23 protein-coding genes are annotated in these 24,209 nt (G+C 73.5%); 16 read left to right on the plus strand and 7 right to left on the minus strand.

Going from position 1 to position 24,209, the window contains the following annotated elements; genetic code table 11:
• Positions 1-234: 234 nt before the first annotated feature.
• Complete coding sequence (locus ACH4OW_RS01990; protein WP_398024190.1) at positions 235-1,839, minus strand: MFS transporter; 1,605 nt, start codon at positions 1,837-1,839, stop codon at positions 235-237.
• 150 nt (positions 1,840-1,989) lie between these two features.
• Between ACH4OW_RS01990 and ACH4OW_RS01995 the strand changes: the two genes are divergently transcribed.
• The 7 genes from ACH4OW_RS01995 to ACH4OW_RS02025 all read left to right on the plus strand — a co-directional run bounded on the left by ACH4OW_RS01995 (position 1,990) and on the right by ACH4OW_RS02025 (position 9,889).
• Positions 1,990-2,679 carry a TetR family transcriptional regulator gene (locus tag ACH4OW_RS01995; protein ID WP_398024444.1) on the plus strand — a complete coding sequence of 230 codons (690 nt, stop codon included), beginning with the start codon at positions 1,990-1,992 and terminating at the stop codon, positions 2,677-2,679.
• A 132-nt stretch (positions 2,680-2,811) separates the two neighbouring features.
• Entirely contained in the window at positions 2,812-4,032 is a 1,221-nt protein-coding gene (locus ACH4OW_RS02000) for an alpha/beta hydrolase (RefSeq protein WP_360138063.1), read from the plus strand.
• A 154-nt stretch (positions 4,033-4,186) separates the two neighbouring features.
• Entirely contained in the window at positions 4,187-5,065 is an 879-nt protein-coding gene (locus ACH4OW_RS02005) for a DUF4429 domain-containing protein (protein WP_360138066.1), read from the plus strand.
• A gap of 93 nt (positions 5,066-5,158) precedes the next feature.
• Positions 5,159-6,502 carry a sensor histidine kinase gene (locus tag ACH4OW_RS02010; protein WP_398024193.1) on the plus strand — a complete coding sequence of 448 codons (1,344 nt, stop codon included), beginning with the start codon at positions 5,159-5,161 and terminating at the stop codon, positions 6,500-6,502.
• Positions 6,499-7,179 carry a response regulator gene (locus ACH4OW_RS02015; protein ID WP_398024195.1) on the plus strand — a complete coding sequence of 227 codons (681 nt, stop codon included), beginning with the start codon at positions 6,499-6,501 and terminating at the stop codon, positions 7,177-7,179. Before ACH4OW_RS02010 ends, ACH4OW_RS02015 begins: the two co-directional genes overlap by 4 nt.
• A 272-nt stretch (positions 7,180-7,451) precedes the next feature.
• The gene (locus ACH4OW_RS02020; RefSeq protein WP_398024197.1) at positions 7,452-8,618 is read left to right on the plus strand and encodes an alpha/beta hydrolase; all 1,167 of its coding nucleotides are present in this window, start codon (positions 7,452-7,454) and stop codon (positions 8,616-8,618) included.
• Positions 8,619-8,662: 44 nt separating this feature from the next.
• Entirely contained in the window at positions 8,663-9,889 is a 1,227-nt protein-coding gene (locus ACH4OW_RS02025) for an acyltransferase (RefSeq protein ID WP_360121921.1), read from the plus strand.
• 65 nt (positions 9,890-9,954) lie between these two features.
• On the opposite strand, the gene ACH4OW_RS02030 is transcribed toward ACH4OW_RS02025, so the two are convergent.
• The gene (locus ACH4OW_RS02030) at positions 9,955-10,983 is read right to left on the minus strand and encodes an aldo/keto reductase (RefSeq protein WP_398024200.1); all 1,029 of its coding nucleotides are present in this window, start codon (positions 10,981-10,983) and stop codon (positions 9,955-9,957) included.
• Positions 10,984-10,990: 7 nt separating this feature from the next.
• Positions 10,991-11,464, minus strand: a complete 474-nt coding sequence (locus ACH4OW_RS02035) for a MerR family transcriptional regulator (protein ID WP_360121927.1) — start codon at positions 11,462-11,464, stop codon at positions 10,991-10,993.
• 196 nt (positions 11,465-11,660) lie between these two features.
• On the opposite strand from ACH4OW_RS02035, the gene ACH4OW_RS02040 reads away from it, so the two are divergent.
• Positions 11,661-12,485 carry a serine hydrolase domain-containing protein gene (locus ACH4OW_RS02040; RefSeq protein WP_398024203.1) on the plus strand — a complete coding sequence of 275 codons (825 nt, stop codon included), beginning with the start codon at positions 11,661-11,663 and terminating at the stop codon, positions 12,483-12,485.
• A 56-nt stretch (positions 12,486-12,541) separates the two neighbouring features.
• On the opposite strand, the gene ACH4OW_RS02045 is transcribed toward ACH4OW_RS02040, so the two are convergent.
• Positions 12,542-13,258, minus strand: coding sequence for a pirin family protein (locus ACH4OW_RS02045; protein WP_398024446.1), 717 nt, complete (start codon positions 13,256-13,258; stop codon positions 12,542-12,544).
• Positions 13,259-13,289: 31 nt separating this feature from the next.
• Here ACH4OW_RS02045 and ACH4OW_RS02050 point away from each other — a divergent pair, with 31 nt between their 5' ends.
• The 5 genes from ACH4OW_RS02050 (at position 13,290) to ACH4OW_RS02070 (ending at position 18,286) form a co-directional block, all read left to right on the plus strand.
• Positions 13,290-14,480 carry a helix-turn-helix domain-containing protein gene (locus ACH4OW_RS02050; RefSeq protein WP_360121935.1) on the plus strand — a complete coding sequence of 397 codons (1,191 nt, stop codon included), beginning with the start codon at positions 13,290-13,292 and terminating at the stop codon, positions 14,478-14,480.
• A gap of 90 nt (positions 14,481-14,570) precedes the next feature.
• Positions 14,571-15,512, plus strand: coding sequence for an ACP S-malonyltransferase (locus ACH4OW_RS02055; protein ID WP_360121938.1), 942 nt, complete (start codon positions 14,571-14,573; stop codon positions 15,510-15,512).
• Between the two features lie 13 nt (positions 15,513-15,525).
• Positions 15,526-16,572 (plus strand): ketoacyl-ACP synthase III, encoded by a 1,047-nt coding sequence (locus ACH4OW_RS02060; protein WP_360121941.1) that lies wholly within the window; start codon positions 15,526-15,528, stop codon positions 16,570-16,572.
• A 121-nt stretch (positions 16,573-16,693) separates the two neighbouring features.
• Positions 16,694-16,942, plus strand: coding sequence for an acyl carrier protein (locus ACH4OW_RS02065; RefSeq protein ID WP_360121944.1), 249 nt, complete (start codon positions 16,694-16,696; stop codon positions 16,940-16,942).
• Positions 16,943-17,020: 78 nt separating this feature from the next.
• Positions 17,021-18,286, plus strand: a complete 1,266-nt coding sequence (locus ACH4OW_RS02070) for a beta-ketoacyl-[acyl-carrier-protein] synthase family protein (protein WP_360121947.1) — start codon at positions 17,021-17,023, stop codon at positions 18,284-18,286.
• Positions 18,287-18,367: 81 nt separating this feature from the next.
• Here the strand turns inward: ACH4OW_RS02070 and ACH4OW_RS02075 are convergent, their stop codons facing one another.
• Both ACH4OW_RS02075 and ACH4OW_RS02080 read right to left on the minus strand, forming a co-directional pair.
• Positions 18,368-19,237, minus strand: a complete 870-nt coding sequence (locus ACH4OW_RS02075; RefSeq protein ID WP_360121950.1) for an NAD(P)-dependent oxidoreductase — start codon at positions 19,235-19,237, stop codon at positions 18,368-18,370.
• Positions 19,238-19,291: 54 nt separating this feature from the next.
• The gene (locus ACH4OW_RS02080) at positions 19,292-19,786 is read right to left on the minus strand and encodes a DUF3145 domain-containing protein (RefSeq protein WP_003979739.1); all 495 of its coding nucleotides are present in this window, start codon (positions 19,784-19,786) and stop codon (positions 19,292-19,294) included.
• A 326-nt stretch (positions 19,787-20,112) separates the two neighbouring features.
• On the opposite strand from ACH4OW_RS02080, the gene ACH4OW_RS02085 reads away from it, so the two are divergent.
• From ACH4OW_RS02085 to ACH4OW_RS02095, 3 genes are all read left to right on the plus strand, one after another.
• Positions 20,113-21,021 carry an SGNH/GDSL hydrolase family protein gene (locus ACH4OW_RS02085; RefSeq protein WP_398024206.1) on the plus strand — a complete coding sequence of 303 codons (909 nt, stop codon included), beginning with the start codon at positions 20,113-20,115 and terminating at the stop codon, positions 21,019-21,021.
• Between the two features lie 138 nt (positions 21,022-21,159).
• The gene (locus ACH4OW_RS02090) at positions 21,160-21,894 is read left to right on the plus strand and encodes a DUF4097 family beta strand repeat-containing protein (protein ID WP_398024209.1); all 735 of its coding nucleotides are present in this window, start codon (positions 21,160-21,162) and stop codon (positions 21,892-21,894) included.
• Positions 21,895-21,982: 88 nt separating this feature from the next.
• Positions 21,983-23,332, plus strand: a complete 1,350-nt coding sequence (locus ACH4OW_RS02095) for a pyroglutamyl peptidase (protein ID WP_398024211.1) — start codon at positions 21,983-21,985, stop codon at positions 23,330-23,332.
• Here ACH4OW_RS02095 and ACH4OW_RS02100 read toward each other — a convergent pair.
• The gene (locus ACH4OW_RS02100; protein WP_398024448.1) at positions 23,302-24,204 is read right to left on the minus strand and encodes a ribokinase; all 903 of its coding nucleotides are present in this window, start codon (positions 24,202-24,204) and stop codon (positions 23,302-23,304) included. The two genes, ACH4OW_RS02095 and ACH4OW_RS02100, sit on opposite strands and share 31 nt — an antisense overlap.
• Between the last annotated feature and the right edge of the window lie 5 nt (positions 24,205-24,209).

Consider the following 24,209-nt stretch of genomic DNA (forward strand, 5'->3'; position numbering starts at 1 on the left):
CAAGGCCGCGCCGGGCGGCCCACCCGGATAGGCGATGCGTCGGCGCCGGGCCGCCAAGGGGTGCGCGGGGGCCGGTCGTTGACGCCGCTCCGCGGCCGAGGCCGCGCCGGGCGCTGAAAGCGTCTCGGCCGTACGGGGGATGGCGCGCCTGTGGAGAAACGAAACGCGCGGCCGGCCGGGGCGAGCTGCCCCGGCCGGCCGCGCGTCAACGCGACCCGGCTGTCCGGAAGACGGTCAGATGTGGCCGACGCCCGCGCCCGTCTCCGCGTTGCTGCCGCGCTTCGTGAACAGCGCGACGACGGCCGCGACGACCGCCACGGCGCAGGCGACGGTGAAGGCCAGCCCCATGCCGGAGACGAACGTGTCGTGCACGGCGGTGCCGATGCGGTCGACGATCTGCGGCGTCATGCCGGGCGCCTGGGCCACCTGCGGCGGCACGGCGCCGACCTCGGCGGCGGCCTTGAGCGCCGGGTCGGGAGCGCCCGGCAGCCCGGCCTTGGTCCAGTTCGCCGGGAAGTCCGAGGCCACCTTGCTGGACATCACGGCGCCGAGCACCGCCGTACCGAGACTGCCGCCGACCTGCATCGCGGCCTGCTGGAGGCCGCCCGCAACGCCGGACAGCTCCAGCGGCGCGTTGCCGACGATGACCTCGGTGGCGCCGACCATGACCGGGGCGAGGCCCAGGCCCAGCAGGGCGAACCACAGGGACATGGTCAGCGTGCCCGTGCCGGTGGACAGCGTCGTCATGCCGAACATGGCGACGGCGGTGCAGACCATGCCGCCGACGAGCGGGATGCGCGGACCGAACTTGGTGATCAGCGCGCCCGCGGCCGGCGAGCCGACGATCATCATCGCGGTCAGCGGCAGCAGGTGCAGTCCGCTGTCGACGGGGCTCAGGCCGTGCACGTTCTGGAGGTAGAACGTGACGAAGAAGAGGCCGCCCATGAAGGCGAAGGCCATCAGCACCATCAGGATCGTGCCGGCCGTCAGCGGTACGGAACGGAACATCCGCAGCGGGATCAGCGGCTCGCGGACCTTGGTCTCCAGGATCGCGAAGGCGGCGAAGACGACGACCGCCGCGGCCAGGAAGCCCAGCGTCTTGGCGTCGCCCCAGCCCCACTCGCCGGCCTTGATCAGGGCCCAGATGAGGCAGAACATGGCGCCGGAGAGCAGCACGATGCCGGGGATGTCGAAGGAGCGCGGGGCGTTCCGGGCGCGGTGGTCCTTGAGGATGACCAGGCCCAGTACGAGCGCGAGGACGCCGACCGGCACGTTGATGAAGAACACCGACTGCCAGTTCACGTGCTCGACGAGCAGGCCGCCGACGATCGGGCCGCCGGCGGTGGAGGCGCCGATGACCATGCCCCAGATGCCGATGGCCATGTTGAGCTTCTCGGCCGGGAAGGACGCGCGCAGCAGGCCGAGCGCCGCGGGCATCAGGAGCGCGCCGAAGATGCCCTGGAGCACGCGGAAGGTGATGACCAGCGAGACCTCGCCGGACAGGCCGATGGCCCCGGAGGCGAGCGCGAAGCCCACCACGCCTATGAGGAACGTCTGCCGGTGGCCGAAGCGGTCACCGAGCTTGCCGGCCGTGATCAGCGAGACGGCGAGGGCCAGCAGGTAGCCGTTGGTGATCCACTGGACGTCGGCGAGCGACGCCTTCAGGTCCGCCTGGATGGCCGGGTTGGCGATGGCGACGATGGTGCCGTCGAGGGCCACCATCATCACGCCGATCGCGACGGAGAACAGTGTCAGCCACGGATGGCCCCGGAGTCCCTTGCGAGGCTCCGGTGCGGAGAGGTCCGGCGCGGCGTGGGCAACCGGGGTCTGAGAGCTCATTCTGCGAGGCTAATGTCAGCCACTGACAGTTGACAAAGTAATTCATGAGTCGGTAACTGTCATTTAGCTCACAGGTATTCTGAGCAGCGGCAACAGCGAGAAAGGCGGCGCAGGATGACCGGCTCCACGCCGCAGGCGACACGACGCGAAATGGTCTGGACCCGCGGAGGCGACGCTTCCACGGGGGCCGTGACCGGCGCCCCCTCCCCCGGCGGTCTGCGCGAGCGCAAGAAGCAGCGCACCCGCGACGCGCTGATCCGCTCCGCGCTCGAACTGTTCACGGCGCACGGCTACGAAGAGACGACCATCGACGAGATCGCGGAGGCCGTCGACGTGTCGCAGCGGACGTTCTTCCGCTACTTCGCGAGCAAGGAAGAGGTCGTCTTCGCCGTACAGGAAATGGTGGAGGCGCGCTTCATCGAGGAGCTGGAGCGGCGGCCGTCCGCCGAAGTGCCGCTGGAGGCGCTGCACAACGCCGTGATGACGTCGTGGGACGAGATCGGCGACGCGATCCGGACGGTGATCCCGCTGGAGCTGCACATGCGGACGTACCGGATGATCGAGTCGACGCCCGCGCTCGTCGCCGCGCACCTGCGCCGCTACTCGGAGCTGGAGGAGCAGATCGCCCGGCTCGTCGCGCGGCGCGAGGGGCTGGACGTGGCGGCGGACCCGCGGCCGCGGGTGGTGGTCGCGGCGTTCAGCGGCGTGATGCGGGTCGCCGGGAAGGTGTGGGGCGAGGGCGAGGACGTCAGCGTGGAGTCGATCCGCCGGATCACCGAGGAGTACCTCGCGCAGATCGTTCCGGCCGTGTCCGGCGACTGGCCGCGCAGGGGCGCGTGAGAACGTTTCTGCACGTCTGAGCGTTGGGCGTCGACACACCGTGTCCGAAGTGGTCCCTTATGACCAGCCTGAAACGTGACATCCGTCACCCCTGGAGCGGGCGCCCCGTCAGGTCTCCTAGGGTGGCCCGCGGTGACTTCTTCGTTCTCGGGGCTCGGCGCTCCCTCCTTCGGCTTCCTCCAGTCCACCGCATGGCGTGCCGCGCTCGCCCTGGTGGTGGTGTTCGTGATGCTTGCGATGACCGGCTGGACGGCCGTCAGAGGCAGCAAGGACGACGCCAACCCGCTGGCCACCGCGCGGTCCGCCTGGGAGCATGCCTCCTTCCGCGGGCACCGGCTGCCGGACACCGGCTCCGCCCCCGGCACGCTCGCCGCCTTCTTCCGCTCGCTCGGCCGCGCCGACGCGAGCGCGCTGGCCGACCGCTACCCGCTGGTGGTCGGCAACATGGGCGGCGCCCCCGTGGCCCTGCGCTACCAGGCCAACAAGAAGGCCCTCCAGGAGGCCGGCGAGGTGGCGCGAAAGCGGATGGACGACCGGCGCCTGACGCCGGTGGGCCGCCAGGAGGCCGGCCGGCTGATGCACCGCTTCGAGTCGATGCGCGCGGCCGGGCGGCAGATCCTCGCCTTCGACCCGGCCGGCGGCGGCCGGGCCGCCGAGGTCTTCGGCGATCTGGGCCGGGCCCGCCGCGTCTCGGTGGTGGTGCCCGGCGTGGACACCAACCTGGGCACCTTCGAGCGCACCGCGCGGGCGACGAGCGCGCCGGTCGGCATGGGCAAGTCCCTGTACGACGCCGAGCGGTCAGCGCGCGCCGGCTCCCGTACGGCCGTGATCGCCTGGGCCGACTACACCGCGCCCGCCGGGCTCGGCGTCGGCGCGGCCACCGGGCAGCTCGCCGAGGCCGGCGCCGTACGGCTGAACGCGCTGGTGCGGGCGCTGCCGGAGTCCGCTGCCGTCACGCTGATGTGCCACAGCTACGGGTCCGTGGTGTGCGGGGTGGCGGCGAGCCGGCTGCCGTCCAACGTCGGCGACATCGCGGTGGCGGGCAGCCCCGGCATGCGGGCCGACACCGTCGCCGCGCTCGGCACGCACGCCCGCGTCTGGGCGATGCGGGACGCCGACGACTGGATCCAGGACGTGCCGTACATGGAGGTCGGCGGGCTGGGGCACGGCGCCGATCCGGTCACCTCGGCCTTCGGCGCCCGGGTGTTGTCGGCCTCCGGTGCCGAGGGGCACGCCGGCTACTTCGTGCCCGGGACGCAGAGCCTGCGCAACTTCGCGCTGATCGGGGTGGGCGCGCTCACCTCCGTGGACTGCTCGGTGCAGGACCGGGACTGCTCGGCCGATCTCGCCTGAGCGGCGGGGCGCGGGCCCCGGCGCGGGCCGGTCAGGGGGCGGTTTCCGGACGCGTCGGGTCCGGGAGCGGCATGGGGCAAAAGCGGCTTGACGCGCGTAGCGCATGATGTCGGGAAGGGGGACGGGCGGGCGACCGCCGCATACGATGAGCCGCATGGGTGATGTGCTGGCCGGTTTTCACGCCGTCTGGGAGTTCGACACGGACTCCGTGCTCATCCGCTTCGAACGGGGGATACGCAGGCCGAAGCTCTTCCAGGCGCTCGGCGAGCGGCGCGTCCCGTACGAGGCGCTGAGGTCGGTCGAGCTGTCCGAGGGCAGACGCGGCACGGTGGTGCTGCGCGCGGTGCCGCGGCCGGGCGCCGACCCCCTGATGGAGGCGGCGAACGGGCAGCTCAAGGACGACCTCGACCCCTACCGCCTGGTGCTGCCCGCGGAGCGCGAGGTCCTCGCCGAGTACTACCGGGACGAGCTGCGCGCCGCGCTCGGGCCCGCGGCCGCGCTCCCCGCCGACGAGCACCTGGTGACCGCCCCCGAACCGCCGATGACCTTCAAGGCGTACGACGGCAAGGCGACCTTCGACGGCAGCGCGGTGGCCTTCCGCTGGTTCTGGACGGGGGCGTCGTCGGCGAAGTGGAAGCGCGGCGACCAGAGCTTTCCGGTCGGCGGGCTGTCCGGGGTGGAGTGGCGTTCGCCGGAGTGGGGCAGCGGCCATCTGCGGCTGGTGGAGCGCGGCCCGGAGGAGGAGCGGCCGGGCGAGGCGGACCAGGACCCGGCCGCGGTGGTCTTCGGGCTGGGGTACGGGCCGGTGCACGAGTCGCTGCCGTTCGCGGCCGCGGTGCTCCAGGCCGTACGGGCCGCCGCCCCTTCGGAGGACACGGCGGTGCGCCGGGCGGTGCGGCCCCGTGCCGACACCCGCAGCGATCCGGCCGACATCGCCGACCGCATCCGCCAGCTGGGCGAGCTGCACACCGCCGGCCTCCTCACGGACGCCGAGTTCACGGCGAAGAAGGCGGAACTGCTGGCGGAGCTGTAGCGGCCGCCCGCCGCCCCGTACCTGGGTATGACCGCGAAGGCAGCCCCCGGTATGACGTCGCGGCAGGCGGCCGCCGCTTACGCTGATCGGGCCATGAAGACCACAGCACCACGTTCCGCCGGCGACCGCCACAGCACCCGGGCCCGCGTCCTGCGGACCGGGCGGCGGGCGCTGCGCACGCTCGCCGAGGACCTCGGGAGGCCGACCGGTCCCGACGTCCCGCTCCTCGGCACCGTGCACAACCGCTGGCTGCGCCTGCTGCCGTACGCGGTCGCCTTCGCCTTCACGGCGTCGCTGCTGCCCACGACGGTGACCGTCCTCGCCCACGACTACGGCCTCAACGGCGGCCTGGCCGGGGCGCTGGCCGTCGCGCAGACCGTGCCGCTGCTGCTGGCCGTGACCCGGCCGCTCCAGGCGTGGTGGGTGATCTTCGGCGCCGATGTCGTCGGCGGTGTCCTCCTGTCCGTCGCGCCCCAGGCCGACGGGCATCCCCTGCCCTGGCCGCCCACGGCCATCGTCGGTTACCTGGCGCTGATGCTGGCGCTCTCCCTGCGCGAGAAGCGCCGCACCCTGATAGCCGTCTGGGGCACCACCGGCGCCCTCGGCATCGCCTTCGAACTGTTCAGGTCCGACCGCAGCGACGGCACGTGGCTGCTGACGTTCATCCTCGCCGGCGTCGTGCTGCTGGTGGGCGGCGCGCTCCGCGAGCGCGGGGCCGCGCAGCGCAAGCTGATCGAGCAGGAGAACATCAGCGAGGCCGAGCGCGCCATGCGCACGCTGCTGGAGGAACGCACGCGCATCGCCCGCGAGCTGCACGACGTCGTCGCCCACCACATGTCGGTGATCACGGTCCAGGCCGCCAGCGCGCCGTACCGCATCAGCGGGATCCCCGAAGCCGCCCAGGACGAGTTCGGCACGATCGCCGCCACCGCGCGCGAGTCGCTGGCCGAGATGCGCCGGCTGCTGGGCGTGCTGCGCAGCGAGGAGACGGAGCGCCACGGCGGCCCGGAGAAGGCGCCGCAGCCCGGCCTCGCGCAGCTGCCGAAGCTGGTCGAGGGGACGGTGCGGGCGGGGGTGCCGGTCGAGTTGGCGCTGCCCGGCGGGCCGGTGGAGCTCGCTCCTGCGGTGGGCCTGTCGGCGTACCGCATCGTGCAGGAGGCGCTGGCCAACGTCGTACGCCACGCGCCGGGCGCGAGCACCCGCGTATCGGTCACGGTGGACGCGGCCGGCGGCCGGCTGACCGTGCTCGTCGTCAACAGCGCCCCGCCGCGCGCCGTGCCGCCGCTGGAGACCTCCGGCACCGGCCACGGGCTCGTCGGCATGCGGGAGCGCGTACGGCTGGTGGACGGCACCCTGGACACCGGGCCACTGCCCGACGGCGGCTTCCGCGTCGCCGCGCAACTCCCCATAACAGCAAAGGACCACGACCCCGCATGACCACTCGGGTGATCATTGTCGACGACCAGGCCATGGTGCGCGCGGGCTTCGCCGCGCTGCTGGCCGCGCAGAGCGACATCGACGTCGTCGGCGACGCGCCGGACGGCGTACAGGGCGTCGAACTGAGCCGCCGTACGCACCCCGACGTGGTGCTGATGGACGTCCGCATGCCCGAGATGGACGGGCTGGAGGCGGCCCGGCGGCTGCTGGACCCGCCGACGGGCGTGGTGCACCGGCCCAGGGTGCTGATGCTCACCACGTTCGACGTGGACGACTACGTCTACGAGGCGCTGCGGGCCGGGGCGTCCGGGTTCCTGCTCAAGGACGCGCCGCCGGCCGACCTGATCTCGGCGGTACGGGTCGTGGCGGCCGGCGAGGCGCTGCTCGCGCCGTCCGTGACGCGGCGGCTGATCGCCGACTTCGCCCGGCAGCGGCCCGCGCCCCGCAAGGACCGCACCTCGCTGCGGCTCAACGGGCTCACCCCGCGGGAGACGGAGGTCCTGGAGCTGATCGCCCGCGGCCTGTCGAACCAGGAGATCGCCGAGTCGCTGGTGCTCGCCGAGCAGACCGTGAAGACCCACATCGGCCGCGTGCTGGCCAAGCTGGAGCTGCGCGACCGCGCCCAGGCCGTGATCTTCGCGTACGAGTCGGGGCTGGTGTCGCCGGGGGCGAACTGAGCCCCGGCCCGGAACCGGCCGTCCCGCCTCCGCCACCGGCGCGGCCGCCCGCGACCGCCGCCGCCGGCCGCCGCGCCGCCGGTCGCGGCGGCAGAGGGTGGGGCCAGCCCCCGTACGGCTCCTGGGGCTGGCCGGTCGTGCTCAGGTACGAGCAGGTCAGCGACCCCCTACCCCGGTATCAGCGGGCAGTTGGCCCCGCGGTGTGACGCCACGTCACACGTCTGCTTCTTACGTTTCCCTCCGCCACGTCAACGGAAGAGGGAGACCCCGCCATGTCCTTGCTGCGCCGGTTCGGCCAACGCGGTAGGCGCACGATCGTCGCGGTCGTGCTGGCCGCGACGCTCGTCGGCGGTACCGGCGGCTGGGCCGCGGGGTCCGCCCAGGAGGCCGTCACCGGCCCGGCGCCCGGCGCCGCCGCCTGGCGCGCCGACCACTCGCTGGGCAAGCGGCTGCCCGACCCGGCGACCGCCACCCCGGCCCAGGTGGCCCGCTTCTTCGCCGCGCTGACCGAAGCGCAGCGCCAGGAGCTGGCGGCCCGGCACCCGCTGACCGTGGGCAACCTCGACGGCGCGCCCGTCGCCCTGCGGTACCGCGCCAACGCCCTCGCCCTGAAGGCGGCACGCGACCGGCAGCTGGCCCGCGCCACCGACCCGTCCGGCACCCTTGAGGACCACCGGGAAGCGCGCCGGATGGCGGCCCGCTACGCCGAACTGCTGCGCCCCGGGCGCCAGATACTCGCCTTCGACCCGCGCGGCCGCGGCCAGGTGGCCGAGGTGTTCGGTGACCTGGCGACGGCGCAGCGCACCGCCGTGTTCGTGCCCGGCTCGGACATCGACCTGTCCTCGGCCGACCGCCGGCGCGACCCGTACGGCACGCCGTCCGGCATGGCCAAGTCGCTGCGCGCCCAAATGGCCCGCGAGGCGCCCGGCGTCCGTACGGCGGCGATCGCCTGGACCGGCTACACCACGCCGGTCGGCCTGGGCCCGGACGCCGCGACGGGCCGCCTGGCGGAGGCCGGCGCGCCCCGCCTGGCCCGCTTCCTGGAGGGCCTGGCCGCCGTCGGCGCACCGGCCCCCGCCCTGCTGTGCCACAGCTACGGATCGGTCGTCTGCGGCCAGGCCGTCCCGCTGCTGGCGCAGGGGCGGATCGCCGACCTGGTCGTCTTCGGTTCGCCCGGCATGCGGGCGGAGAGCGCGGCGGCGCTGCGCACCACCGCCCGGGTGTGGGCCGCCCGCGACGCGTCCGACTGGATCGGCGACCTGCCGCACGTCCGGTTCCTCGGGCTCGGCCACGGTACGGACCCCACCGACCCCGAGTTCGGCGCACGCCGGGTTCCCGCGCGGACGGCCGACGGCCACACCGGCTATCTCGCGCCCGGCACGGACTCGCTCCGCAACTTCGCCGACATCGCGCTCGGCCGCTACGACCAGGTGCGCTGACCGCCCCTCCAGCCACACTCCAACGAGCCCCGGAAGGACGCCTCGTGGCCACTCCTCTCCTCACCCCCGTCCGCGCGGCGGTCCGCGCCATCGAAGGCCGTACGCCCGCCCACCGGGACCGCGCCGTCGACGGCCTGCGCGCCCTCGCACTGCTGGCCGTGCCGACCGGCCACTGGCTGCTCGGCGGCTTCACCCGCGACTCCGGCGGCGCGCTGCACAACGCGAGCCCGCTGTCCTCCTTCGCCGCCCTGGCGCCCGCGAGCTGGGTGCTCCAGATGCTCGGCATCTTCTTCCTGGTCGGCGGCTACGCCTCGGTGCTCTCCTTCCACCGGGCCGCCGGGCGCGGCGAGTCGACGGGCCGCTGGCTGCGCGCCCGCCTCGCCAGGCTGGGCCGCCCCGTCCTCGGCGTGACCGCCGTCTGGGCGCTGCTGGTCCCCGTCCTGTCCGCGCTGGGCGTGCCGGAGGCGACGCTCCGTACGGGGGCCACCCTGGTCATCCAGCCGCTGTGGTTCGTCGGTGTCTACGCGGGGATCACCGCGCTCACGCCGTACTGCGTCCGCGCGGCCCGCCGCATGGGCGCCTGGGCCGCCGCGCCGCTGCTGGGGGCCGTGGCCGTCGTCGACTTCCTGCGGTACGGGCCGTACGCGGACGCCGTGCCGTCCTGGCTGAGCCTGCTCAACCTGCTGCCGGGCTGGATGTTCGCCTACCAACTGGGCGTCTCGTGGGGCGAGAAGCGGCTCGGGCGGCGCGCCGCGTGGACGCTGCTGCTCGGCGGTACCGCGCTGTTCGCGGCGCTGCTGCTGTTCTTCCACTACCCGGCGAGCATGGTGGGCGTGCCGGGCCAGGACCGCACCAACTCCCACCCGCCGTCGCTGCTGGTGCTCGCGCTGGCCGCCGCGCAGTCCGGCGCCGCGATCCTGCTGCGCGACCGTATCGCCCGGCTGCTGCGCCGTCCCGCCCTCTGGGCACCGGTCGTCGTCGTCAACCTGAGCGCGATGACGGTCCTGTGCTGGCACCAGACGGCGATGTTCTCGGTGGCGGTCCCCGGGTCCTTCCTCGGCGCCGTCCCCGGGCTCACCACCGCGCCGGACACCGCGGGCTGGGTCCTCGCCCGCCTCGCCTGGCTGCCCGTCTTCGCCGTGGTGCTGCTGCTCGTCGGCTGTCTGACCCGCCGCTTCGAGGCGCCGTGGACGGGTGCCACGGCCGTCCGGCGGGCGCTCGCGGGTGTCCTTGCCGCGGCCTTCGGGGTGTTCGCCCTGGGGCTGGCCTGAGCGGGGCGCAACGCCGGCGGGCGGCGCCGTCCGGGGGCGGCACCGCCCGTCAGAAACGTTTCGCCTTACTCCCGGCCCGCCGAGGTGAACGTCATGTCCGCGTACCGGTCACCCGCGACCCGGCTCGCCACCGGCTCCAGCCGTGCCAGCTCCTCCTTGCCGAGCACCAGGCGCGTGGCGGCCGCGTTCTCCTCGATACGGCTGCGCTTGCGCGTGCCCGGGATCGGCACCACGGCCAGGCCGTGCACCTGCGCCTGCTGCTGCACCCAGGCCAGCGCGACCTGGCCGAGCGAGGCCCCGTGCGCCTCGGCGATCTCGCGGACGGGCGCCAGGAGCTCCGCGTTGGCCTTCGCGTTGTCGCCCGTGAAGCGGGGCTGCTGGCGCCGGAAGTCGTCGTCGCCCAGCTCCTTGTCGGCGCTGACGAACGAGCCGGTCAGGAAGCCGCGGCCGAGCGGCGAGTACGGCACGAAGCCGACGCCCAGCTCGCGCGCGGCCGGCACCACGCCGTCCTCCACGTCCCGGCTGAACAGCGACCACTCCGACTGCACGGCCGCGATCGGGTGCACGCCCTGCGCGGCCCGCAGTTCGCTGCCGGTCACCTCGCTCAGGCCCAGGTGCTTGACCTTGCCCTCGGCCACCAGCTCGGCCATCGCGCCGACCGTGTCCTCGATCGGGACGTCCGGGTCGCGGCGGTGCATGTAGTACAGGTCGATCTCGTCGACGCCCAGGCGGCGCAGGCTCGCCTCGACGGCCTGGCGGATGTAGGGGCGGTCGTTGCGGATGACCCGCTTGGCCGGGTTCAGCGGGTCGGCCGGGTCGGCGGCGATCGCGAACTTCGTCGCCACCACGACCTCGTCGCGGTGCGCCTGGATGAAGGGGGCTATGAACTCCTCGTTGTGGCCCATGCCGTACATGTCGGCGGTGTCGTAGAGCGTGACGCCCAGTTCGAGCGCCCGCTCCAGCGTGGCCCGCGCCTCGCCCTCGTCCTCGGTCGGGCCGTACGCGAAGCTCATGCCCATGCAGCCGAGGCCCTGGACCCCGACCAGCGGTCCGGAGGTCCCCAGCCGAACGGTTTCGATGTTCCCAGTGGTCATACCGACCTCAGACTCCCTCCGACGCCCGGCGGGCGTCCGCGTATACGTCGATCTTGTAGTCGAGGACCCGGAGCGTGCTCTGCAGCTCGTCGATGCGCTGCCGTACGTCCTCGCGGTGCGCGGTCAGCAGCCGTTCCCGCTCGGGGAAGGTGTGCGCGCCCTCGCGCACCAGCTCGGCGTAGCGGACCATGTCCGCGACCGGCATGCCGGTCAGGCGGAGCTTGCTCACCAGGTCCAGCCAGTCCAGGTCGCGGTTGCTGAAGCGGCGCTGGCCGGTGTGCGTGCGGTCCACGTGCGGCATCAGCCCGATCCGTTCGTACCAGCGCAGAGTGTGCGCGCTCAGGCCGGTGTGCTCGGCGACCTCGCTGATCGTGTACTGGTCGCGGCCGTCGGGCCGCGGGTGCAGCAGCGGGCTCTTGCAGCGGTCCGGCCGCGCGAGCCCCTGGTCCGCCACCGTCCTGTCCGTCGCCGTCACCGTCATGCCGTGCCTCCCGTAGTCGCCGGACGTCCCGGTACCGGGCCGCCTTCTCCCGGATCTCACGACGGCTTCAACGCTAGAGACTTGGAGTGCACTCCAAGCAAGCGAAGTCTTGACCCTCTCTTGGCGGACCGGGAGGCGGACCGCCCCCGCACCCGGCCCGTCCCGGCCATGCCGCCGGGGCGTTAGGCTCGTGGCCATGCCCTTGCAGAGCCTTCGGATGATCGAGAACTGGCCGGTGCCGACCGCGGCCACCGCCGTCGTACGGACCGACGGGACGGTGGCCGGCACGCACGGCCCACAGGAGCACCGCTTCCCGCTGGCCTCGGTCACCAAGCCGCTCGCCGCGTACGCCACGCTGCTCGCCGTCGAGGAGGGAGCGGTCGAGCTGGACGAGCCGGCCGGGCCCCCCGGCTCGACCGTCCGCCACCTGCTCGCGCACACCGCCGGCCTGGCCTTCGACGAGCACCGCGTGCAGGCACCGCCGGGCGAGCGCCGCCTGTACTCGAACGCGAACTTCGAGGCGCTCGGCGACCACATCGCCAAAGCCACCGACATCCCGTTCCCCCGGTACCTGCGCGAGGCGGTCCTCGAACCGCTCGGCATGGCCGCCACCGACCTGCCGGAGCCCGGCTCCCCCGCCAAGGACGGCATCTCCACCGCCGCCGACATGGCCAGGTTCGCCGCCGAGCTGCTCGCGCCGCGCCTGCTGGCGCCGCAGACGCTCGCCGAGGCGACGTCCGTGGTCTTCCCCGGCCTGCGCGGCGTGCTGCCGGGCTACGGGATGCAGAACCCCAACGACTGGGGCCTGGGCTTCGAGATCCGCGACGGCAAGTCGCCGCACTGGACGGGCGCTTCGTCCTCGCCGCGCACGTTCGGGCACTTCGGCCAGGCGGGCACGTTCCTGTGGGTGGACCCGGACGCGGGCGCCGCCTGCGTCACCCTGACCGACCGGGCCTTCGGCCCGTGGGCGGTCGAGGCGTGGCCGCCCCTCACGGACGCGATCCTCGCCGAGCTGCGCTGAACACCCGCAGCGGTGCCGCGGCGGCCCCGGCAGGGGCCGCGCGGCCGCCCGCCGCCTCAGCCGTACGACGGTTCGCCCGGCATCTCCCACAGCAGGCACTCCGCGGCCCCCACGGCGGCCAGTTCCAGGTCCGCCGCCCCGGTGACCCGCGCCGCGTCCCCCGCCTCCAGGCGCTCGCCGTCCAGCCGCACCGCACCGCGCACGACGTGCACGTACATCCGCGGCGCCGCCGGCACGGCGGACCGCTCGCCGTCGGCCAGCCGCCGTACGTGCAGCATCGCGCCGGCCCGCGGCACCGCGTACGGCGTCCCGTCGGCGATGCCGCGCACCACCTCGTACGCCGGGTCGCCGCCGAACGTGGCCGGCGCGAGCCACATCTGCACGAAGCGCAGCGGACCGGCGCCGTCGTTGCGCTCCTCGTGCCGCACGCCGTCCGCCGCGCTGAGCCGCTGCACGTCGCCGGGGCGCACCACCGTCTCGTGTCCCGTGGTCGAGTCCCGGTGGGTCAGCTCGCCCTCGACGACCCAGGTCACGATCTCGGTGTCGCGGTGCGGGTGCTCGCCGAACCCCGCGCCCGGCGCGAGCCGTTCCTCGTTGCAGGCGATCAGCGCGCCGAAGCGCAGGTTGTCCGGGTCGTAGTGCGGGCCGAAGGAGAAGGCGTGCCGCGTCTCGATGCCGGCCGCCGCCTCGCCGCCCGGATACCGTTCGTCGCCTCTGTGTACCTGGATCACCCGACCACCGTAGCCCCCGTCCCGAAGAGCCCACCGCGCCATCACACCGCCCCGATAAGGCAGGCTTGTCCCCGTGTCTGAACCCGCATCGCGCGACCCGCTCCCGCATCCGCACACCGCGACGCTCCGCAGGCTGGAGAAGTCGTCCGGAAAGCTGGCTGCCAACGCCATCGCCCGCATGGACGCGCAGCTGCCGTGGTACCGCGCCATGCCGCCGGAGAACCGCTCGTGGATCGGGCTGGTGGCCCAGGCGGGCATCGCGGCCTTCACCGAGTGGTTCCGGCATCCGGAGACGCCGCAGGCCATCAGCACCGACGTGTTCGGGACGGCGCCGCGCGAGCTGACCCGGGCGATCACTTTGCGCCAGACCGTGGAGATGGTCCGCACGACCATCGAGGTCATGGAGGCGGCGATCGACGACGTGGCGGCCCCCGGCGACGAGGGTGTGCTGCGCGAGGCGCTGCTCGTCTACGCGCGGGAGATCGCCTTCGCCACCGCCCAGGTGTACGCGCAGGCCGCCGAGGCGCGGGGCGCCTGGGACGCGCGGCTGGAGTCGCTGGTGGTCAACGCGGTGCTCTCCGGGGAGGCCGACGAGGGCGCGGTCTCGCGGGCCGCGGCGCTCGGCTGGAATTCTCCCGAACACGTGTGTGTTGTGCTGGGTACGGCCCCCGACGGGGACAGCGAACTGACGGTGGAAGCCATCCGCCGCGCGTCCCGGCACGCCAAGCTCCAGGTGCTCACGGGCGTCCTGGGCAGCCGTCTCGTGGTCATCGCGGGCGGCTCGGACGATCCGCTCAAGGCGGCGAAAGCCCTGATCGGACCGTTCGCGGCGGGCCCGGTGGTGGCCGGTCCCGTGGTCGCCGACCTGCTGGCCGCGACCCGTTCCGCACAGGCCGCGGCGGCGGGGCTCAAGGCGTGTGCCGCTTGGCCGGACGCGCCCCGTCCCGTACTGTCCGACGATCTGCTCCCGGAGCGGGCCATGGCTTCCGACCCGGCGGCTCGCGAGCAGCTGGTGGAGGAGATCTACAGACCACTGGAGGAAGCAGGCTCGGCTCTCCTGGAGACGCTGAGCGTGTACCTGGAACAGGCCAGCAGTCTGGAAGGTGCGGCGCGGATGCTGTTCGTGCACCCGAACACCGTGCGCTACCGGCTCCGACGTGTGACCGACGTCACCGGCTGGTCACCGTCGGACGTGCGCTCCGCGTTCACGCTGCGCATCGCGCTGATCCTGGGGCGGTTGGCCGACCGTGACGGCCAGCTCTAGGCTTTTTGTAGAACACCAACAATTCCCCTGATGGTTCTTCGTCCCTGTCCCCACGGGCGGGCGGGACCTCCCACAAGAGAGAGTGTGAGGGTGCTCGTACTCGTCGCTCCCGGCCAAGGCGCTCAGACGCCCGGCTTCCTGACCCCCTGGCTCGACCTTCCCGGTGTCGAAGACCGGCTCCGTGAGTGGTCGGCCGCCATCGACCTGGACCTGGTCCACTACGGCACGAACGCCGACGCGGACGAGATCCGCGACACCGCGGTGGCACAGCCGCTGCTGGTGGCGGCCTCCCTGGTCTCCGCCCGGCAGCTGTTCGCGACGGCGGAGGACTTCTCGCGGCTGGTCGGCGCCGCCGCCGGGCACAGCGTCGGCGAACTGGCCGCCGCGGCCCTGACCGGCGTGCTGTCCGAGGGCGAGGCGCTGCAGCTGGTGCGCAAGCGGGGGCTGGCCATGGCCGACGCCGCCGCCGTCACCGAGACCGGCATGGCCGCCCTCCTCGGCGGCGAGCAGGACGTGGTCCTGCCGCACCTGGACAAGCTGGGCCTGACCCCCGCGAACGTCAACGGCGCCGGCCAGATCGTCGCGGCGGGCACCGCCGAGCAGCTGGCCGCGCTGGCCGAGGACAAGCCCGAGGGCACCCGCCGCGTGGTGCCGCTCAAGGTGGCCGGCGCCTTCCACACCGAGCACATGGCCCCGGCCGTGGCGGTACTGGAGGAAGCGGTCGGGCAGGTCACGGCCGCCGACCCGCACACCCGGTACGTCTCGAACCGGGACGGCCGCGTCGTCACCGACGGGCAGGACGTCGTGCGCCGCCTGGTCGGCCAGGTGGCCAACCCGGTGCGCTGGGACCTGTGCATGGAGACGTTCAAGGAGCTGGGCGTCACCGCGATCGTCGAGGTGAGCCCGGGCGGCACGCTGGTGGGCATCGCCAAGCGCGCCCTGCCCGGCGTCAAGACCCTCGCGCTGAAGACCCCCGACGACCTCGACGCGGCCCGCACGCTGATCGCCGAGCACTCTGCCCAGGCCGAATAGGAGCCCCGAGAGCATGACCTCGAAGATCAAGCCCGCCAAGGGCGCCGCGTACGCGCGCATCATGGGCGTCGGCGGCTACCGCCCGACCCGCGTGGTGCCGAACGAGGAGATCCTCAAGCACATCGACTCCTCCGACGAGTGGATCCGCTCGCGCTCCGGCATCGCCACCCGCCACTGGGCCGCCCCGGACGAGACCGTCGCGGCCATGTCGGTGGAGGCGTCCGGCAAGGCCATCGCGGACGCCGGCATCGCGCCCGAGCAGATCGGTGCCGTGATCGTCTCGACGGTCTCGCACTTCAAGCAGACCCCGGCCATCGCGACCGAGATCGCGCACAAGATCGGCGCGGGCAAGCCCGCCGCGTTCGACATCTCCGCAGGTTGCGCCGGATTCGGTTACGGTTTGACGCTGGCCAAGGGCATGGTGACCGACGGCAGCGCCGAGTACGTGCTCGTCATCGGCGTCGAGCGGCTCTCGGACCTGACCGACCTGGAGGACCGGGCGACCGCGTTCCTCTTCGGCGACGGCGCGGGCGCCGTGGTCGTCGGCCCCGGCAAGGAGCCCGCGATCGGCCCGACCGTCTGGGGCTCCGAGGGCGACAAGGCCGAGACGATCAAGCAGACGTTCGGCTGGGACGTCTACCGCCGCACCCCGGTGCCCGGCGGCGACGGCCCCGAGGCCCGGATGGCGCTCGACGAGATCCGCTACCCCGCCATCACGCAGGAGGGCCAGGCGGTCTTCCGGTGGGCGGTGTTCGAGATGGCGAAGGTCGCCCAGCAGGCGCTGGACGCGGCCGGCGTCAGCCCGGAGGACCTGGACGTCTTCATCCCGCACCAGGCCAACATGCGGATCATCGACTCGATGGTGAAGACTCTCAAACTGCCGGAGAGCGTCACGGTCGCCCGTGACGTGGAGACCACCGGAAACACCTCGGCCGCCTCGATTCCGCTCGCCATGGAGCGGCTGCTGGCGACCGGTCAGGCCAAGAGCGGGGACACCGCGCTCGTCATCGGCTTCGGGGCGGGTCTCGTCTACGCCGCGACGGTCGTTACCCTCCCCTAGGCAAGATTCGCGCAGTGCCGGCCGTGGCCCGGTGCCCCGGCTGCTGCACGGAGCTTGATCCATAACCCGGAACCGCAGACTTTCTAACGTTCCCCCGACAAAACACCGAAGGAGCGCCAACATGGCCGCCACCCAGGAAGAGATCGTCCAGGGTCTCGCCGAGATCGTGAACGAGATCGCCGGGATCCCCGCCGAGGACGTCAAGCTGGACAAGTCCTTCACCGACGACCTGGACGTCGACTCGCTGTCCATGGTCGAGGTCGTCGTCGCCGCCGAGGAGCGCTTCGACGTGAAGATCCCCGACGACGACGTCAAGAACCTCAAGACGGTCGGCGACGCGACCAAGTACATCCTCGAGCACCAGGGCTGATCCAGCCCCGGCGCATGTCGCCACCCCGCGGTGGCGCCGTCGATTCTCAACCCCTCAACCTGTGGAGTAGGAATTTCCGTGAACGCGACCAATCGCACCGTGGTCGTCACCGGTATCGGCGCAACCACACCGCTGGGTGGCGACAGTGCCTCGACCTGGGAGGGGCTGCTCGCCGGACGTTCCGGTGTGGCCGGCCTCGACCAGGACTGGGCAGCCGACCTCCCGGTCCGCATCGCCGCCGCGGCAGCCGTCGACCCGGGTGAGATCCTCCCCCGGGCGCAGGCCCGCAAGCTGGACCGCTCGGCGCAGTTCGCGCTGATCGCGGCCCGCGAGGCGTGGGCGGACGCCGGTTTCACCGCCCGGGCGGGCGAGGACCCGGCCGTGGACCCGGACCGGCTCGGCACCGTCATCGCCTCCGGCATCGGCGGCGTGACCACCCTCCTCGGCCAGTACGACGTGCTCAAGGAGAAGGGCGTACGCCGCGTCTCCCCGCACACCGTGCCGATGCTGATGCCCAACGGCCCGTCGGCCAACGTCGGCCTGGAGGTCAACGCGCGGGCCGGTGTGCACACCCCGGTCAGCGCCTGCGCTTCCGGCGCCGAGGCCATCGGCTACGGCATCGAGATGATCCGTACGGGCCGTGCCGACGTCGTCGTCGCGGGCGGTACGGAGGCGGCCATCCACCCGCTGCCGATCGCCGCTTTCGGCAACATGATGGCGATGTCGAAGAACAACGACGACCCGCAGGGCGCCTCCCGCCCCTACGACGCGGATCGCAACGGCTTCGTCCTCGGCGAGGGCTCCGGCGTGATCGTCCTGGAGTCGGCCGACCACGCCGCCAAGCGCGGCGCGAAGGTCTACGCCGAGGCCGTCGGCCAGGGCATCTCCGCCGACAGCCACGACATCGTGCAGCCCGAGCCCTCCGGCAACGGCATCGCGCACGCCTTGCAGAACTTGCTCGCCAACACCGACCTCAAGGCAGCCGAGATCGCGCACGTCAACGCGCACGCGACCTCGACGCCGCTGGGCGACCTGGCCGAGATCAAGGCCCTGCGCAAGGTCTTCGGCACCGACGTCGACCACATGGCGATCTCCGCCACGAAGTCGATGACCGGCCACCTCCTGGGCGGCGCGGGCGGCGTGGAGACCGTCGCCTCGGTGCTGGCGATCCACCACCGGACGGCCCCGCCGACCATCAACATCCAGAACCTCGACCCCGAGGCCGACGCGGACATCGTCCGCGACGAGAAGCGCGCGCTGCCCGCCGAGGGCACGATCGCGGTGCTGAACGACTCGTTCGGCTTCGGCGGCCACAACGTGGTGCTGGCCTTCCGTACCGTCTGACCGGAAACGGACCGGCCGGTGCGCCGTACGTGAGAAGGGGCCGTGCCGCGAGGCGCGGCCCCTTCCGCATGCCCGCGGGCCTCAGAAGCTGGCGAAGTACGCCGCCGCGCCGTCCTCGTCGCCGTGCCCCTGGGCCTCCGCGCGCCGGAAGCGCTCCGCGGCGGCCGCCACCAGGTCCACGTGCACCCCGCCCGCCGCTGCCGCCTCCTCGATCAGCCGGGCGTCCTTGCGCGCGGCGGAGACGGTGAAGGCGGCCGGATACGCGCCCGACAGGATCAGCTCCGACTTCATCCGCAGGTAGGGCAGGTCGAGCGGCCCGCCCGCGACCGCTTCGAGGAAGGCGCGGGGGTCCACGCCGAGCCCCTGGGCGAGGGCGAGCGCCTCCCCCGTGCCGTTGATGACGGTGAGCACCCAGCTGTTGACGACCAGTTTCAGGCGGCTGGCGGCGCCCGACGCCGCGTCCTCGCCGACCCACACGGTGCGCTGTCCGAGGATGTCGAGGACCCGGGCGGCCCTGTCCCGCACCTCCTGCGATCCGGCTGCCAGAACGGTCAGCAGGCCCTTCTCGGCGGGTTCCTTGGTGCCCACCACCGGCGCGTCCACGAAGTCCAGGCCGTGTTCGCCGGCGAAGGCGGCGAGGGGCGCGAGTCCGTCGGCGCCGACGGTGCTCGCCTGGAGCCAGAGGGTTCCCGCGCGAAGGGCGGGGGCGCCGCGGCGCATCGCGTCCAGGACGGCGGGGCCGTCCAGCAGGACGGTCAGGACGGCGTCCGCGCCGTCCACCGCCTCGGCCGGGGTGCCGGTGACCCGTACGCCGTCGGCGGCCAGCGGTTCGGCCTTGGCGCGGGTGCGGTTCCACGCGCGGACGTCGAGGCCGGCGCCGGCGAGGTTGCGGGCCATCGCCGAGCCCATGATTCCGGTGCCCAGCACCGCCACTGAGGTCTTGTCAGCCATGCCCGCACGCTACGGCTTGGAGCGGGCTCCAGGGCAAGCGTGACGCGGCCGGCCTCAGACGACCTGGTGCAGCCAGCGGACCGGGGCGCCCTCACCCGCGTACCGGAACGGCTCCAGTTCGTCGTCCCAGGGCTTGCCGAGCAGCTTGGCGACCTCGGCGGCCAGCTCGGTCTCGCCGCCCGCCGAGCGGGCGAGCGCGGCGCGCAGCCGGTCCTCGGGGATGAGGATGTCGCCGTGGATGCCGGTGACGGCGTGGAAGATGCCCAGTTCGGGCGTGGCGCTGTAGCGCTCGCCCTCGGCGGTGGCGCACGGCTCGGCGGTCACCTCGAAACGCAGCAGGTGCCAGCCGCGCAGCGCGGAGGCGAGTTTGGAGGCCGTGCCGGACTCGCCCTGCCAGGAGAACTCGGCTCTCCAGGTGCCTGGGGACGCCGGCTGGCGGATCCAGTCGAGGTTGACGCGCACACCGAGGACGCCCGCGACGGCCCATTCGACGTGCGGGCACAGCGCGCGCGGTGCGGAGTGGACGTACAGAACTCCACGTGTCGTCACCGGGACCTCCGATACGGTTCGAGGTTCGCCTTCCCCAGCGGCCTCGTGCCCGTTCCGGTCGCGGCCGGGACAGCTTCGAGCATTCTGCCCCAGTGATCACGTCGGCACCAGCGTCCGAGGTTACCTACAGTAAACACCATTAGCCCCAATTTGCCGCAAAAGGGACAGTAAATGACGTGATGTAATTTACTCGTGCCGACTGTGCCGGTGCCGTCGGGCGAGGACCCGACGGGTCACGGCAAAAGCTACCGCGCGGCAGCGGTCGGGGGGTGACGTACCGTCGGTACCGGAACAGATATCACTCGCACGCCGGACGGGGACAGGGGATGACGATGGTCAATCGGCCCTTTCGGCCAATCCGGGCCCGCGGCGCCGCGGCCGCCGCCCTGACGGCGGGTGCGCTCCTGGTCTCCCTGACCGGCTGCGGCGGCGGCCCGGAAGGCGACGCCGCCGCCGGCGGGCACGCGGCGCCCCGGCCCTCCCCCAAGCCCTCGCCCGCGTGGCGCACCGACCCCGCCTCGGTCGCCGCGCTCGGCGACTCCATCACCGCCGGCTTCGACGCCTGTTCGGTGCTGGCCGACTGCCCCGCGGTCTCCTGGGCCACCGGCACGGACCCGCAGGTCGACAGCGTGGCCCGGCGGCTGGTGAAGGACCCCGCCACCCACAGCTGGAACTTCGCGAAGACCGGCGCGCTGATACGCGACCTGCCCGCCCAGGTCGACCAGGCCGTACGGCAGCGGCCCGAGCTGGTCACCGTCCTGGTCGGCGCGAACGACGCCTGCCGTCCCGACGTCGGGTCGATGACCACCGAGGCCGCCTTCCGCGCCGACTTCGAGGCGTCGCTGCGCACGCTGCGCCGCGCCCTGCCCAAGACCCAGGTGTACGTGGCCGCCGTCCCCGACCTGATGCGGCTGTGGTCGCAGGGGCGGCAGAACCCGATGGCCAAGGACGTGTGGAAGCTGGGCATCTGCGGGTCGATGCTGCGCGACCCTGACGACCTGTCCAAGGCGGCGGACGCCCGGCGGCAGAGCGTGCGGGACCGGGTCGTGGCGTACAACAAGGCCCTGGAGACGGTCTGCGGGCGGGACGCGCTGTGCCGCTACGACCGGTCCGTCTTCGACTTCCGGTTCACCGGCGCCGAGTTGAGCGGCTGGGACTGGTTCCACCCGGGCCGGGAGGGCCAGCGGGAGCTGGCCAGGATGGCGTTCCGGGAGATCACCCGTAAGGGTGCGTAGCCGCGGGCCCGGCGCGGCGGTGCGGGTGCCCCTTAGGGGGCAGGGCCGGGAGATCGTTCCCTGTGGTGACGGCAGCGGCGGGAGTGGCGCGGCAGGATGAGTGGCGACCGCTACTCACCCCTGGGGGGACGCCGCGCCATGACCGGACACCGCACCACGACCAGGTCGGGACACCGCACCACCCGCACCGCGCTGGCCTGCGCCGCGCTCGTCACGATGGCCGTCGCGGTCACCGGCTGCGAGCTGACCGAAAAGGTCACCAAGAGCGAGCGCACGTACATGGTGGACGGCAACCCCACCAAGCTGGACGTGACCACCCCCGGCGGCAACATCAAGGTCGTCGCCGTCGAGGGGACCGGCGGCCGGGTCAAGGTGACGGAACGTTTCGAGTACGGGAAGAGGAAGCCCACCTCGCAGCACTCCCTCGTGGGCGGCAGCCTCAAGCTCACCGCGAGCGACTGCGGGAACACCATGGGCCGGTGCGACGTCGCCTACGAGGTGCGGGTGCCGAAGACGGTCGCCGTCAGCCTGGAGACGGACGGCGGCACCATCGACGTCAAGGGGCTCGCCGGGAACCTCGGCGCCAAGTCCAGCGGCGGCGACATCGACGTCGAGGGCTGCACGGCCAAGCAGGCGTCCTTGAAGACCGACGGCGGCAACATCGACGCCACGTTCGGCGCCGCGCCCGACCGGTTGGAGGGCTACACCGCCGGCGGCAACGTACGGGTCCGCCTGCCGGAGGGCCGTTACGCGGTGGACGCCACCACGGACGGCGGCGACCGCAGGGTCGCCGGCGGCTCGGACAGCGGCTCGCCGCACAAGGTCAAGGTGCACAGCGACGGCGGGAACGTGGACGTGTCGGCCGGTTCCTGAGGGGAGCGGGCGCGAGGCCAGGGCCGGGCCCGTACGCGAACTGGATCAACCCCTTCCGCCGCGGGCGCCGCGCCGGTTTACTCGCCCCATGAGACGCATACGTACCTCGGTGGGCGTGCTCGGTGCCGCGCTGCTCACCGTGGCCCCGCTCGCCATTGCCGCCCCTTCCGCCACCGCGGCCCCCTCCGCCACCGCCCTTTCGCGGCAGGCGGCCGCCGCCGCGCCGACCGCCGAGGAGCAGCGGCTGTCGCAGCCCGTCCCCCAGGAGATCCTGCGCCGCAGCGGCTTCGCCCCGGTGGCCGGCGCGTTCGCGGACGGGCTGGGGAGGGCGGGCTCGTACGGGGAGGCGAAACGGTTCGTCACGGAGGCCGGACGCGGCCTGTGGCGGCGCGCGGTGGACCGCGTACAGGGGCGCGGGCCGCAGGGCGGGGACCTGAGCCGCGACGACGACCGGCCGCTGTACTGGGCGCGGCTGGGAATGACCAAGGCACTGCGGGAGTGGCAGCCGGCGTTCCGGCTGAGCGCCGGACAGCGCGACGCGCTGCTGGGCGAGCTGGAGCGGGGCTCGCGCGGCCAGGACTCGATCGACCTGCCCGCCGGCCGGCCCGGCAAGGACCGGGTGCTGCGCGTCGTGGTGACCGGCTTCGACCCCTTCCAGCTGGACGCCGACGCCCGGCGCAGCAATCCGTCGGGCGCCGCCGCGCTCGCGCTGGACGGCACGACGGTCCGTACCGCCTCGGGCCGGCTCGCCCGCGTCGAGACCGCCGTCTTCCCCGTCCGCTGGGCGGACTTCGCGGCGGGCACGGTCGAGCGGACGCTGCTGCCGCACTTCCGGCGGGGACCGCGCCAGGTGGACCTGTTCACCACCATCAGCCAGGGCCGGCCAGGCCGGTTCGACCTGGAGCGGACCAACGGGGCCTGGCGGGGCGGCTACCCGGACAACGCGCGGGAGTCGCGGACCGGGACGGTGCCCGTGCCGAAGGGCGTGCCGACCGTACGGCCGCAGCCGCAGTGGACCACCACGACCCTGCCGTACGCGCGGCTCACCTCGGTCGCCACCGGGCCGTTCCCGGTGCGGGACAACACGGCGGTCACCGAGATCCCGGCGGGCGGCAGCACGCCCGTCGAGCGCCCCGACGGGCCGACGCCGGGCTCCACGGCCCGCGCGGGCGGCGGCGGTGACTACCTGTCGAACGAGATCGGCTACCGGGCGACGCTGCTGCGGGACGCGCTGAGGCTGGACGCGCCGGGCGGCCACCTGCACACGCCGGTGCTCCAGTTCGGCGCCGGCAACACCGACCCGGCGACCGGCAAGGTCACCGATCCCGATTTCGTACGGAACCGGACCGCCATCACCGGGCAGGTGCGCAGCATCCTGACCGCCGCGCTGGACGCCCGGCGGCCGGGTCAGGAGGGCAGTTCCTCCAGCGTCGGGTAGGACGGCTGGGCGCCCGGCTTGGTGACGGCCGCGGCGCCCACCCGTACGGCGAAGCGGGCCGCTTCCGTGAGGGAGTCGCCGCGGGCCAGCCGCGTGGCGAGGGCGCCGGTGAAGGCGTCGCCGGCGCCCGTGGTGTCGACGGCCTCGACCTTGACGCCGGGGACCCGGTCGCTGCCGCCCCCGCCGTCCACGACCAGCGCGCCGTCGCCGCCGAGGGTCACGACGACCGAGCGGGCGCCCTGGCCGAGGAGGGCGCGGGCCCAGTCCTCCGGGGTGCCTTCGCTGCTGCCGCCCGCGAGCTGCTGCGCCTCGTGCTCGTTGACCACGAGGGGGTCGGCGGCGGCGAGCAGCTCCGGGTCGAGGCTGTCGGGGGTCGGGGACGGGTTGAGGACGACCCGGGTGCCGGTCTCCCCGGCGGTGGCCGCGGTGGCCCGTACCGTCTCCATCGGGACCTCCAGCTGGAGGGAGACGGTGGCGGACGCGGCGATGACGTCGCGGGCGGCCGCCACGTCCGCCGGGGTGAGCGCCGCGTTGGCGCCCGGGGAGACGACGATGCTGTTGTCGCCGTCCGGGCCCACGATGATCATGGCGGTGCCGGTGCGGGCGCCCGACTCGACGATCACGTGCGCGACGTCCGTGCCCGCGGCGCGCTGCGCGTCCAGCAGCAGCTCGCCGTACGCGTCGTCGCCGATCCTGGCCAGCAGGCCGACCCGGCCGCCCAGCCGGGCAGCGGCGGCGGCCTGGTTGGCCCCCTTGCCGCCCGCCGACTCGACCAGGTCCGAGCCGTGCACGGTCTCCCCCGCGCCCGGCCGCCGCGCCACCCGGACCGTCAGGTCCGCGTTGGCCGAGCCCACTACCAGTACGTCGTACATCTTCT

It is taken from the genome of Streptomyces sp. NPDC017056, from assembly GCF_044332485.1.
Classification (GTDB): Bacteria; Actinomycetota; Actinomycetes; order Streptomycetales; family Streptomycetaceae; genus Streptomyces.